This is a genomic window from Mesorhizobium sp. M7A.F.Ca.US.006.01.1.1, from assembly GCF_003997935.1.
Taxonomy (GTDB): domain Bacteria; phylum Pseudomonadota; class Alphaproteobacteria; order Rhizobiales; family Rhizobiaceae; genus Mesorhizobium.
This window is the reverse complement of record NZ_RZQL01000043.1, coordinates 21,034-33,870: the sequence shown is the minus strand read 5'-3', so window position 1 is coordinate 33,870 and position 12,837 is coordinate 21,034. Positions and strand designations below refer to the sequence as shown.

11 protein-coding genes are annotated in these 12,837 nt (G+C 61.9%); 4 read left to right on the top strand and 7 right to left on the bottom strand.

Annotation, left to right across the window (positions count from 1 at the left end; genetic code table 11):
- Nucleotides 1–144 precede the first annotated feature (144 nt).
- Together EN943_RS10510 and EN943_RS10505 are read right to left on the bottom strand one after the other, a co-directional pair.
- Nucleotides 145–1,062: a hypothetical protein gene (locus tag EN943_RS10510; RefSeq protein WP_245475694.1), complete on the bottom strand. Its 918-nt coding sequence runs from the start codon at nucleotides 1,060–1,062 to the stop codon at nucleotides 145–147.
- A gap of 75 nt (nucleotides 1,063–1,137) precedes the next feature.
- Entirely contained in the window at nucleotides 1,138–2,436 is a 1,299-nt protein-coding gene (locus tag EN943_RS10505) for an adenylosuccinate synthase (RefSeq protein WP_024502931.1), read from the bottom strand.
- Nucleotides 2,437–2,644: 208 nt separating this feature from the next.
- Here EN943_RS10505 and EN943_RS10500 point away from each other — a divergent pair, with 208 nt between their 5' ends.
- Together EN943_RS10500 and EN943_RS10495 are read left to right on the top strand one after the other, a co-directional pair.
- Nucleotides 2,645–3,550: a DMT family transporter gene (locus EN943_RS10500; protein ID WP_127412551.1), complete on the top strand. Its 906-nt coding sequence runs from the start codon at nucleotides 2,645–2,647 to the stop codon at nucleotides 3,548–3,550.
- A gap of 156 nt (nucleotides 3,551–3,706) precedes the next feature.
- Complete coding sequence (locus EN943_RS10495) at nucleotides 3,707–4,171, top strand: DUF2231 domain-containing protein (RefSeq protein WP_127412552.1); 465 nt, start codon at nucleotides 3,707–3,709, stop codon at nucleotides 4,169–4,171.
- Between the two features lie 55 nt (nucleotides 4,172–4,226).
- On the opposite strand, the gene serA is transcribed toward EN943_RS10495, so the two are convergent.
- The 5 genes from serA to glmM form a co-directional block, all read right to left on the bottom strand.
- On the bottom strand, nucleotides 4,227–5,828 hold the full coding sequence (serA, locus tag EN943_RS10490) for a phosphoglycerate dehydrogenase (protein WP_127412550.1): 1,602 nt from the start codon (nucleotides 5,826–5,828) through the stop codon (nucleotides 4,227–4,229).
- A gap of 66 nt (nucleotides 5,829–5,894) precedes the next feature.
- A complete protein-coding gene (locus EN943_RS10485; RefSeq protein ID WP_127412549.1) occupies nucleotides 5,895–7,070 on the bottom strand; it encodes a phosphoserine transaminase in 1,176 nt (391 codons plus the stop codon).
- 202 nt (nucleotides 7,071–7,272) lie between these two features.
- Nucleotides 7,273–8,130 carry an outer membrane beta-barrel protein gene (locus EN943_RS10480; RefSeq protein ID WP_127412548.1) on the bottom strand — a complete coding sequence of 286 codons (858 nt, stop codon included), beginning with the start codon at nucleotides 8,128–8,130 and terminating at the stop codon, nucleotides 7,273–7,275.
- A gap of 200 nt (nucleotides 8,131–8,330) precedes the next feature.
- On the bottom strand, nucleotides 8,331–9,191 hold the full coding sequence (locus EN943_RS10475) for an outer membrane protein (RefSeq protein WP_127412547.1): 861 nt from the start codon (nucleotides 9,189–9,191) through the stop codon (nucleotides 8,331–8,333).
- A gap of 347 nt (nucleotides 9,192–9,538) precedes the next feature.
- Entirely contained in the window at nucleotides 9,539–10,891 is a 1,353-nt protein-coding gene (gene glmM / locus EN943_RS10470) for a phosphoglucosamine mutase (RefSeq protein ID WP_027037180.1), read from the bottom strand.
- Nucleotides 10,892–11,258: 367 nt separating this feature from the next.
- Between glmM and EN943_RS10465 the strand changes: the two genes are divergently transcribed.
- Both EN943_RS10465 and EN943_RS10460 read left to right on the top strand, forming a co-directional pair.
- Nucleotides 11,259–12,113: a hypothetical protein gene (locus EN943_RS10465; protein WP_127412546.1), complete on the top strand. Its 855-nt coding sequence runs from the start codon at nucleotides 11,259–11,261 to the stop codon at nucleotides 12,111–12,113.
- Between the two features lie 312 nt (nucleotides 12,114–12,425).
- Nucleotides 12,426–12,800: a hypothetical protein gene (locus EN943_RS10460; protein ID WP_245475686.1), complete on the top strand. Its 375-nt coding sequence runs from the start codon at nucleotides 12,426–12,428 to the stop codon at nucleotides 12,798–12,800.
- Nucleotides 12,801–12,837: the final 37 nt, after the last annotated feature.

Genomic DNA, 12,837 nt, shown 5'->3' with positions numbered 1-12,837 from the left:
CGCAGGGCAGTGAAGTCGACCCGGGTCCGGCCGGTGGCCAAAGCGGCATCGGCGAAGGCGAATCGGTCGCGGCGCTGACCACCCCGCCCTCAGCCACGAACGCACCGGCGATTTCCGCACCATCCGCCGGCACGCCTGCCGCGACTACGCCTCCGGCGACAGATGCCGCCCCCACAGCGCCGCGACCGATTCGCCTTCGCCGATGCCGCTTTGGCCACCGGCCGGACCCGGGTCGACTTCACTGCCCTGCGGTGTCAGCCGCTGGGTGAACTTCGTGCTTTCGGCTTCCGTGCCGCCAGACGCGGGCGCCGCAGGCGCTGCCGCGGCATCGGTTGCCGGCTTGGCCGGCGCCGGCTTCACCGGCTCGGTCTTGGCGACCTGATTGCCGCCAAGCCCAAGCATTTTGCCGAAGGCGTCCTTGTTCAGCCAGATGCCGTAGCCGCCGCCGGCAACGACCAGCAGTGCGACAACGGCGGCGATCAGCCCGCCATAGCTGCGCTTGCGCTCGGCGGGACGCAGGCGTTGGAAGGTGTCCGGTACCGGCTCTTCATTGTCTTCGTTGCTGGAAAAGACATCGGCCTCGTCGTCCGCCTCCTCGGCGTTCATGCCGGGAAGAGGTGTGTCGGCGCGAGCCGGCTGGGCAGGCGCCGGCGTCGATCTTTGCCAGCTTGGCTCGACCTTAGCGGCAGGCGGCGACGCGGGTTGATAGGGCTCCGGCTTGGCTACGGGCGGTGCCGGCCAGGCCGATTCCGCCTTCGCCGGCTGCCTTGTATGGCTTGGCTGGTTCTTGTTGCGATCGATCGACGAAAAGATGTGTTCCAGCTCCGCGAGCGGGTCGGTCTCCGGCACGCTCTTGGCATAATCGCGCTCGACACTTGTAATGGCGTCTTCCAGCGAACGCATCTGCGTGGCTATGGCTTCGGGAGCCCACGGCGGCGAACGTTCACCAAGCTTCTTCGCCAGCATGGTGCGAACGCTGGCATAGATGCGCGTACGCTTTTCCGGCGTCTCGTCGCCATGCTTGTCGAGCGCGTTTTTCAGAATAGCAACGAAATCTGCCATGCTTCAGTCGACCTGTATTTTGCTTCCGCGCCGGCCCCCGCAAATCAGCCGCGATGCCCGGAAAGGCTTCAGAAACTAGTCTTGAAACGGATCGGTCACAAGTATCGTGTCGTCGCGTTCCGGGCTGGTGGAAAGGAGCGCGACCGGTGCGCCGATGAGCTCCTCGATGTAGCGGACATACTTGACCGCCTGGGCCGGCAGATCGTTCCAGCTGCGCGCGCCGGCAGTGGTGCCTTTCCAGCCCTCGAGCGTCTCGTAGACCGGTTCGACACGTGCCTGCGCACCCTGGCTGGCCGGCAGATAATCGATCATCTCGCCGTCGAGACGATAACCGGTGCAGACCTTGATCTCGTCCAGCCCGTCAAGCACGTCGAGCTTGGTCAGCGCGATGCCCTTGATGCCGTTGACAGCGACAGCCTGGCGCACCAGCACCGCGTCGAACCAGCCGCAGCGGCGCTTGCGACCGGTGACGACGCCGAATTCATGGCCGCGCGTGCCAAGGAATTCGCCGACCTCGTTCTTCTGCTCGGTCGGGAACGGACCCTCGCCGACGCGTGTCGTATAGGCCTTGGTGATGCCGAGCACATAGCCGATGGCGCCTGGGCCGACGCCGGAGCCGGCGGCAGCCTGTCCGGCAACCGTGTTCGACGAGGTCACGAACGGATAGGTACCGTGGTCGATATCGAGCAGTGTGCCCTGCGCGCCCTCGAACAGGATGCGCTCGCCAGCCCGGCGCTTGTCGTCGAGGATCTTCCAGACCCGGTCCATATAGGGCAGGATGTCGTCGGCGACCGAGGTCAGCTCCTGCATGATCGCGTCATGCGTGACTTCCGCGTGACCAAGCCCGCGACGCAGCGCATTGTGGTGCGTCAGCAACCTGTCGACTTTCAAGGGCAGTGTTTCCAAATCCGCCAAATCCATCACCCTGACCGCGCGCCGGCCCACCTTGTCCTCGTAGGCGGGGCCGATGCCACGACGGGTCGTGCCAATCTTCGTCCCGGAATTGGATGCGGCGTCCTCACGGAATCCGTCCAGCTCCCGATGCAGGGACAGGATAAGCGCCGTGTTTTCGGCTATTTTCAGGCGATCCGGCGCCACTTCGACACCTTGCGCCTTGAGCTTTGCCACTTCGGCGACGAAAGCGTGCGGGTCGAACACGACGCCATTGCCGATGATGGACAGCTTGCCCTGGCGCACAACGCCCGACGGAAGCAACGACAGCTTGTAGACCTTGCCGTCGACGACCAGCGTATGGCCGGCATTGTGGCCGCCCTGGAAACGCACCACGACATCGGCGCGCTCCGACAGCCAGTCGACGATCTTGCCCTTGCCTTCGTCACCCCACTGCGAGCCGACGACCACCACATTGGCCATGTTTCTTTTCCCTTGAGACGCCGCCAAGCGGCTTGAATATGGTTCGAAACGACAGGCCTCTATAACGTCAAGACCTCGCGAGCGCGACCTTTCTTTGCCGTCGAAAATGCCCTGAGGCACAACAATTTTCGGCTTTGACATCATTTACTTGGGCGAGCGGGGGCAATAGGCCGGCAAACACCGCAGCTCCAGCGACTGGAATCCCGCGATGCATCGAAGCGCCTACATATTCCTGCTGCTCACCACCTTGCTTTGGGGTGGAAATTCGGTGGCCGGCAAGCTGGCGGTCGATCACGTCTCGCCGATGACGCTGGTCTTCCTGCGCTGGGTGCTGGCCGTGGCGATCATGCTGCCCATTGGCTGGAAGACCATCCAGAAGGACTGGCCGGTAGTCCGCAAGCACTGGTTCGTGCTGGTCGCCCTCGGCGCCAGCGGCTTCACCCTGTTCAACACCATCTTCTACACGGCGCTCAACTACACGACAGCGATCAATGTCTCGATCGAACAGGCGGCGATGCCGATCCTGATCATGACTGCCAATTTCGTCTTCTTCCGCCTGCGCGTGAACTGGGCGCAGATTGTCGGCGTCGTGCTGACCATCGCCGGCGTGATCCTCACCGCCTGCCACGGCGACCCGCGCCGGCTGTTGACGCTGGAACTCAATTTCGGCGACGCCATCATGCTGGTCGCCGTCTTTCTCTACAGCGGCTATTCGGTCGGGCTGCGGCTGAAGCCGGTGATGCACTGGCAGAGCCTGATGCTGGCCCTGTCGGTTGCGGCACTCGTCACCTCGTTGCCGTTCTTCCTGTGGGAGGTCCTCGCCGGCAAGGTCATCATGCCCGACGAGCGCGGCTGGACCGTCATCGTCTATACGGCGATCGGCGCCTCGGTCGTTTCGCAGATCTTCTACATCAGGGGCAACGAACTGATCGGCGCCAACCGCGCGGGCCTGTTCATCAATCTGGTGCCGATCTTCGGCACGCTGCTGTCGGTGCTGATTGTCGGCGAGACGTTCCACCTCTATCAGGCACTGGCTTTGGTGCTCGTGCTGGGCGGTATCGGGCTTGCCGAATACAGCGGGCGCAGGATGGCGGTGGCGGACCACCGCAGATGACATTTGGCGGCTGACGCCCTCCGCCGTTGCGGCAATTCCCGCGAACGGCCTGGACTTCGCCAATGACGCGGAAACAGCGGCATGAATCCTGCCGCGTCCCCTACTTGGAACGTTTCACCTCCAGCGGAGTTTGAAGGGGAGGGAGGAGGTGACATGATGAGCCACAACCCTCGCAGCACGGCAAGCATTGCTGGTCACCCTATCCATCCGATGCTGATTCCGTTTCCGATTGCCTTTTTTGTCGGCACCTTCGTTTGCGATCTTATCTTCTGGCGAACAGCCGATCCCGGATGGGTCACCGGGTCGCTTTGGCTTCTCGGCGCAGGCCTGATCATGGCTGCCCTGGCTGCGCTTGCTGGCCTGACGGATGTTCTCGGCGATGTTCAAATCCGCAATCTCACGACGGCATGGCTCCATGCCGGCGGCAATGTACTCGTCGTGTTGATCGAGCTTTACAACTGGTACTCGCGGTATGCGGGCGGAGCGGCGGCCGTGATGCCAACCGGCATCGTCCTATCGCTGATCGTGGTTCTCATCCTGCTGTTTACGGGCTGGAAGGGCTGGGAACTGGTCTACCGACATCGCGTGGGCGTCTCCGATGGCTCGGACGAGTTAACCTGAACCGGCCGCCGCGGCGGCCGGTATCAACAGGGGGTCGGCGACCGCCTGTCCTCGATCACATCGCGTTGACGTCGAACTGCAGCCTCTTGGCCGAGTCGATCGACTTGTGGGCCTTGATCTTTTCCAGCACGGCTTCCGGGAACGGCGCGTCGAGATAGAGCAGCGCTATGGCATCGCCGCCCGGCCGGTTGCGGCCGAGCTGGAAGTTGGCGATGTTGACGCCATTCTCGCCGCAGACAGTGCCGAGCAGGCCGATGATGCCCGGCGCGTCCGCATTGGTGGTGTAGAGCATGTGCTGGCCGACCTCGGCATCGAGGTTGATGCCCTTGATCTGGATGAAGCGTGGCTTGCCATCCGAGAAGCATGTGCCGGCGATCGAGCGCGTCATGTGTTCGGTCTTCACCGTCAGCTTGATATAGCCGTCGAACACGCCCGACTTGTCGCGCTTGACCTCGGCGACGATGATGCCGCGCTCCTTCACCATGATCGGCGCAGACACCATGTTGACGTCCGAGACCTGAGGCCGGATCAGCCCGGCGAGTGCTGCACTGATCAGCGCGCGCGTGTTCATCGTCGCGGTCGAGCCGTCGAACAGGATTTCCACCTCTTTGATCGGATCCTCGGTGACCTGGCCGACAAAGGCGCCGAGCACCTCGGCGAGCTTGACGAACGGCTTCAGCCGCGGCGCCTCCTCGGCGGTGATCGACGGCATGTTGATGGCGTTGGAGACGGCGCCCTTGATCAGATAGTCGGCCATCTGCTCTGCAACCTGCAGCGCGACATTCTCCTGGGCCTCCGTCGTCGAGGCGCCGAGATGCGGCGTCGCCACCACATTCTCCATGCCGAACAGTTCGTTGTTCTCGGCCGGTTCGACCTCGAAGACGTCGACGCCGGCGCCGGCCACCTTGCCGCTCTTCAGCGCCGCGATCAGATCGGCCTCGACGATCAGACCGCCGCGTGCGCAATTGATGATGCGCACGCCCTTCTTCATCTTGGCGATCGCCGCGGCATCGATGATGTTGCGCGTCTTGTCGGTCAGCGGTGTGTGCAGGGTGATGAAATCGGCGCGGGCGAACAGTTCGTCGAGTTCGACCTTGTCGACGCCAAGCTCCTCGGCACGGCTGTCCGACAGGAACGGATCGAAGGCGATGACGTGCATCTTGAGGCCAACGCCGCGCGTCGCGACGATCGAACCGATGTTGCCGCAGCCGATGACGCCCAGCGTCTTGCCGGTGATCTCGACGCCCATGAAGCGGTTCTTTTCCCATTTGCCGGCATGGGTCGAGGCGTTGGCTTCAGGGATCTGGCGCGCCAGCGCAAAGATCATCGCCACCGCATGTTCGGCGGTGGTGATCGAGTTGCCGAAGGGCGTGTTCATCACGATGATACCCTTGCGGCTTGCCGCCGGGATATCGACATTGTCGACGCCGATGCCGGCGCGGCCGATGACTTTGAGATTGGTAGCGGCGTTGATCAGCTTTTCGGTGACCTTGGTCGCCGAGCGGATGGCGAGGCCATCATACTGGCCGATCACTTCGGCGAGCTTTTCCTTGTCCTTGCCGAGATCGGGCAGATAGTCGACCTCGACGCCACGATCCTTGAAGATTTGCACGGCGGTGGGGGAGAGTTTGTCTGAGACGAGAACGCGGGGCGCCATGGCGGCCTCCTTGAAATGGATTTGATCCTGATGGGAGTGGCGGCCCGAAGGCCGCCGCGAATGATCTCAGGCCGCCGCTTTGAGCGACGCCTTCTGTGCAGCGAATGCCCAGTCGAGCCAGGGCAGCAGCGCTTCCAGATCCGACGTCTCGACCGTCGCGCCGCACCAGATGCGCAGGCCTGGCGGTGCGTCGCGATAGGCACCGATATCGTATGCGACACCTTCCTTGTCGAGCACCGACACCAGCCCCTTGGCGAAGGCCGCCTGCCCGTCGGCGTCGAGCGCGGACACGTCCGGGTCGGTGAAGGACAGGCAGACGGACGTGTTCGACCGTGTCGCCGGCTGGACGGCGAGATGACCGAGCCAGGAGGACTTGCCGACAAAGCGATGGAGGACGGCCGCATTGGCATCCGCCCTTGCGATCAGCGCGTCGAGGCCGCCGGTCGACTTCGCCCAGTTGAGCGCATCGAGGTAATCCTCGACACACAGCATCGAGGGCGTGTTGATGGTCTCGCCCTTGAAGATGCCTTCGATCAGCTTGCCGCCCGAGGTCAGGCGGAAGATTTTCGGCAGCGGCCATGAGGGCTTGTAGGTTTCCAGCCGCTCGACGGCGCGAGGCGACAGGATCAGCATGCCGTGAGCGCCCTCGCCGCCCAGCACCTTCTGCCAGGAGAAAGTGACGACATCGAGTTTTTCGAAGTCGAGCCTCTGCGCGAATGCGGCGGAAGTCGCATCGCAGATGGTCAGGCCCTTGCGGTCCGCGGGAATGAAATCGCCGTTCGGCACGCGCACGCCCGAGGTGGTGCCGTTCCAGGTGAAGACCACATCGCGATCGAAATCGATCTTGGTGAGATCAGGCAGTTCGCCATAACCGGCTTCGATCTTGCGCACATCGGCGAGCTTCAACTGCTTGACCACGTCGGTGACCCAGCCGGAGCCAAAGCTCTCCCAGGCAACCATGTCGACACCGCGCTCGCCGAGCAGCGACCACAGCGCCATCTCGACCGCACCGGTGTCCGACGCCGGCACGATGCCGATGCGATAACCCGCGGGGACCTGGAGAATGTCGCGCGTCAGCTCGATCGCCTGTTCGAGCTTGGTCTTGCCGATCTTGGCGCGGTGGGAACGGCCGAGCGCGGCAGCCTTCAGCGCCTCGACCGACCAGCCGGGGCGTTTTGCGCAGGGACCTGAGGAAAAATTGGGATTTGCCGGACGGAGTCCGGGCTTCGTATGCGTCGTCATCGTGGTCTATCCTTCCAGATAGTGGCCCCTCGTTGGGGAGGGGTGGCCCACGGACGGCGATATTCGTTCGGGCTTCAGGCGTCAAGAGGAAAGTTTTTGTCGCTGCCGGGATACCGGCGATCCCCGATCAGGATGTCGTGACTTCAAACGCAAACGGCGGACCCCGAAGATCCGCCGTCCTGATACCTCGTGCTCGCCGCGCCTACCAAAGATCGTAGCGCAGCCCGAGCTGGACCTGATGGTAATCGAGGCCCTTTTTGAATACAGGGTTGCCGACATCATCTGCTGTCACGTATTTCGCGGAAGGCAGAGCCGTGTATTGATAACCGACATCGACTGCAACATTCTTGCTGACCTGATAAGCAAAGCCGGCGCCGAGCGTATACGCGAAGCTGAATTGCTTCTCCGACTGCGTCGTCCCGTCATAGCCGTTTGGAGCGTCGCATTCAAAGATGGTCGTGGTTGTGCCTGATGTTGTCGATGAATTCTGACAATTGCGAGCGCCCTGAGCGTAGCTGTAGGTGCTGTACGCTATGCCGACACCGCCTCCGATATAGGGCGTGAAGCCGACATACGTGCCCAGGTCGACAAAGGCGCTGGCCATCACATCGTAGGCCTTGTTGTTGCCGTTGTTGGAGCCTTCGCATCCACGGGTGCTTGGGCCGGCGAACGCGCTTGTGCTGCCACCGCTGGTGACAGTCACCGTCTGCGTTCCATCGCAAGTACTGTCGAATTTGCTGGCGAATTTGCTTGTCGGCAGCAGACCGAAATTCAATTCACCGCGGAAGTAATCGTTGAAATGATAGCCCATACCTATCGAACCAGACAGCGGGCTGGTGTCCGTAACCAGACCGGCCGGAGTTTCCGAAAATTCATAGGGCTTGTTGAAGGCATAGCCGAGATCACCGCGCAGATACCAGCCGGAGCCGACCTCGACAGGGACGTAGTCGGGTGCCTGGTCGACATAGATCGGTGGGTCGTAGTCGGCCGCGTGCACCGGCGTCAGCGGCAGGAGGGCTAGTGCACCGAGCGCCAGCGCCATACGCGATGTAAGTTTCATGGTCCCCGACTCCCGAATTTGGCGCCGCAAGCAATCGCAACGGCAGCCATCGTTTCAAGGAGCATTGTTAACCATAGTGGTTAAGTGCCGGTTAAGGCTAACAGAGCGTTAGCAAATTCATTTCCGAGTGCTCATGGCCCAAACGAAAGCCGCCCGGCTTGAGGCCGGGCGGTTCGTGAAGAATTCAAGTAATGCGGGTGTTACTTGGTGTAGATCGGCTCGGGTTCGGGCTGGTAGGCAACGACCGGCGCGGCGCAACCGTTGCTGCCGCCGAACTGATAGCGCAGGCCACCGCGCACTTCGTGCGTGTTGATGCCGCGGTCGAAGCCGGGACCGGAGCTGCCCACGTTCCAATCGAACATACGGCCGCCCTGGATATGGGAGAAGCGGTAGCCGGCATCGAGGATGATCTTGTCGGTCAGGCAGTACGAAGCGCCGGCCATTAGAGCGTAGGCGAAACGCCAGCTGGATCTGCCGGGATTGGTCTCGGTAGCGCCGGGCGTCGGGTCATAGACTGTATCCCATTTGACATGCGCGCCGCCGATGCCGGCGCCGACGTAAGGCGTAATGCCATGATAGGTACCAAGATCGGCATAGGCATTGGCCAGGAGCAGGAGAGCGCTCATTTTCGACGACTCAGCCGACGTGACAATGACCGGCGAACCGCCTGCCGTGCCCGTTGTCTGACCGCTGAAGTTCGACTTGAACCAGTAGTCGGCGGTCAGGTCGGTACGGAAGTGGTCGTTGATCTTGTAGCCGACGCCAGCGCCGAGCGAGAAACCGCCCTTGAGCTTGCCGAAATCGAAACTCTTGCTGCCGGGCGTGACCGTACAGTTACAGGGGTCGACGGTGTAGGTCATATAGTCGATGCCGCGCACGGTCGACTTGTGGTAGTCGATGTCGCCACGGATATACCAGCCGCCGACTTCGGCCGGCTGCTCGTAGACGGCCTGAGGCGGAGCCTCTTCGACCATCGGTTCCGGCAGATCGGCCGCGAACAACGGCCCTGCCAGGCCTGCGAACAGTAAGGCGAGCAGGGCCTTTCTTGCTGTCTTGAACATGCTTGTCACCCCTGAAAAGCTCGGAACGGCGAACCCGCCCGAAATGCGATTGGCTTTCAGTCGTGGATAATGAATTGCAAAGGTTAAAAGGCGTTTAACCCTGTTGCTTAACCACGAATCTCGAAATTTCTAATGCACGTCGCCCAAAACTGGCCCCGGTTTTGAGAGACCGACGTGCATAAAAACAAAGACCTGATGCGCGTCGCCCAAATCCGTTCAAACGCGACGCGCTTTAGGAGCCGATCTGCGATTTCCAGGGTCAGAATCGACCGCCGGGTCAACGAAAAAGCCCGCCGGAAAGGCGGGCTTTGAGCTGGCGAAGGTGTGCGTGCCGTGCGCTGCGGGGGTCAGGCGGCGCTGCGCGTTTCCGAGATGACTTCCACGATGCCATTGACCACGGACTCGACCAGTTGCGGGTCGTCGCCTTCGGCCATCACGCGGATCAGCGGCTCTGTCCCTGATGGCCGGATAACCAGCCGTCCGGTCTTGCCGAGGCGGTTACGGGCGTCTTCGATGGCGGCCTTGACCGGCGCCTCCTCGAGCGGCTTGCCGCCGGAAATGTGGACGTTCTTCAGGAGTTGCGGCACGGGTTCGAATTTCTTCGACAGTTCGCTGACCGGCCGGCCCTGCCGCTTGATGCAGGCCAGCACCTGCAGTGCCGAAACCAGGCCATCGCCGGTGGTCGAGAAGTCCGACAGCACGATGTGGCCCGACTGTTCGCCGCCGACATTCAGCCCATGCGCGCGCATATGCTCAACGACATAACGGTCGCCGACCTTGGTGCGGTGCAATTGCAGCTTCATGTCGCCGAGGAAGCGTTCGAGGCCCAGATTGGACATCACGGTTGAGACGACACCGCCGCCGGCAAGCCGCCCGCTCTGGTGCCAGGATTCGGCGATTAGCGCCATGATCTGGTCACCATCGACGATCGCGCCGTTTTCATCGACGATGACTACGCGATCGGCGTCGCCGTCGAGCGCGATGCCGATGTCAGCGCGCACTTCGTGCACCTTCTTTTGCAGGCCGGCCGGATGGGTCGAGCCGCATTCCTTGTTGATGTTGAAGCCGTTGGGCTCGACATTGATGGCGACGACTTCGGCGCCCAGTTCCCACAGCGCCTCGGGCGCCACCTTGTAGGCCGCGCCATTGGCGCAATCGACGACGATCCTCAAGCCCGCGAGCGACATCGAGCGCGGCAAGGTGCGCTTGGCGAATTCGATGTAGCGGTCATGCACGCCGTCGACGCGCTTGGCGCGGCCAAGCCCGTCGGAATCGGCGAGCGCCAGTTCGATATCCTTGTCGAGCATGCTCTCGATGCGCTCCTCGATTTCGTCGGAGAGCTTGTAGCCGTCGGGTCCGAACAGCTTGATGCCGTTGTCGTAATAGGGGTTGTGCGAGGCCGAGATCATGACGCCGATATCGGCGCGCAGCGAACGCACCAGCATGGCGACAGCCGGCGTCGGGATCGGGCCGAGCAGGAACACGTCCATGCCGGCGGCACAAAGACCGGCGACCATGGCATTCTCGATCATATAGCCGGAAAGCCTGGTGTCCTTGCCGAGCACGACACGATGTCGGTGACTGCCGCGCTGGAAGGAAAGGCCGGCGGCCATGCCGACCCGCATCGCGATTTCAGCGGTCATCGGAAACTTGTTGGCGCGTCCGCGAATGCCGTCCGTGCCGAAATAATTCCCTGCCATGCTAGTCAGCTTCCTCGACGTTTCTTCCCCGGCACGTCATGCCACAATTGGCCAGGGCGCTATGATCACATTGTGTGATTATACGTTACCAATCCTTAGAAAACCATTGTTGTGCACTGCACACACGTGGCCGCAACCTGACATGCCCAGACTGCCATGCCGCAATATACAAGTCATTCGAGCCTTTCAGCGCGGAAGCACCAGGAAAATCTTGCTCTGAACCAGGCAACGGACAACGATTTCATCACCTTATCGGGAGAAGCCGATTTTCGGCGATATATACGCCACTTGGCATCTGGCGCAACCGACCGTTGAGCGTTATTGATTTGCAGGGACGTATCATGGGCTGCTGCAACGGAGAAACGCTATGCTCATCCACCGACTTGCCACTTTGACCGGCCTCGCCGTCGCGACCTTGTTCCTGGCCGCGCCAGCCAACGCACTGACGATGGCCGAGTGCAGCACGAAGTATAATGCCGCCAAGGATGCGGGGACACTTTCCGGCGCGACCTGGAACCAGTTCCGCAAGGCTCAGTGCGGCACCGACGCCGCGGCGACCACCGACGCCAAGCCGGCCGATACCAAGAAAGCAACCGACACCACGAAGGCTGCCGAGACGAAGCCGGCCAAGGCTGCCAAGGCTGCCGCCGCAGCGGACGACAGCACGGCCAAGGGCCTGACGGCGAAGGAATGCAGCACCAAGTATCAGGCGGCGAAGGCTGCCGGCACGCTGAACGGCATGAAGTGGAACGACTTCCGCAAGTCCGAATGCGCCGCCGGTGCATCCGCCGCTGCCGCCGCCAAGCCGGCGACCACCAAGGCTGCCGCGGCTCCCGCCGACGGCAAGGGTCTGTCCATGGCCGAATGCAGCACCAAGTACCAGGCTGCCAAGACGGCCAACACGCTGAAAGGCATGAAGTGGAACGACTTCCGCAAGACCGAATGCGGCGCCGGCGCATCGGATGACGACACCGTGCCGGCCGCCGACGAGGCGAGCTACACCAAGGAGCCGGCAAAGCCGACGACAGCTGCGCCCAAGGGCGTCAAGTTCCCGTCCGCGATCTCGGCGAAATACGCCAGCGAGACCCCCGGAAAAGGCCGCATGCACACTTGCCTTGACCAGTACTATGCCCTCAAGGACGCCAATGCGCTTGGCGGCCTGAAGTGGATCCAGAAGGGCGGCGGCTTCTACAGCCTGTGCAACGCCAAGCTGAAGAGCTGATCGCTTAGCCATAGTCTCCAAACAAAGGCCCGCGCATCGCAAGATGCGCGGGCCTTTTTTGTTGCGCGAAGACGCACACTGCCTTGCTCGCATCTGCATGCCGCCGGCATCGTCAATTCGCCTAAACTACCCACCGTCAAGCTCATCGGTAGTCCGTAAAGATTCTTGTTGAACATATAAAGAACAAATCATATACAAAAAGAGTTCAAACCTATTATCAACCAGGAGGGTCTTATGCACAGTTTGAAATTGGCGGTATTGGCTGCGACCGCATTTGTCGCTTGGAGCGTCGCCCCCGCAAGAGCACTGACGATGAAGGAATGCGGCGAGACCTATCGAACAGCCAAGGAAGGCGGCACTCTGAACGGCATGGACTGGACGGCTTTTCGCAAGGAGAAGTGCGCGACATCAGCAGCGGACAGTGTCAGCGAGGATGCAGTCAAAACCGAGCCGCAGACGAAAAAGGAAACCCGCGCGGCGGTCGCCCTCACTGTAGCGCCGGCGGGCGTGACATTCCCGACCACGCTGGCCGCCGAGTTCAAGACCGAAAAGCCCGCGAAGGCGCGCATGAAGACCTGTCTCCAGGGCTACCATGGCAACAAGGACGCGGGCACGTTGAACGGCCTTCGCTGGATCCAGAAGGGCGGCGGTTATTACAGCCTGTGCAATGCCAAGCTGAAGAGCTGAGCGACAAGACATCTGAAGAAGAGAAGGGCTGCGGACC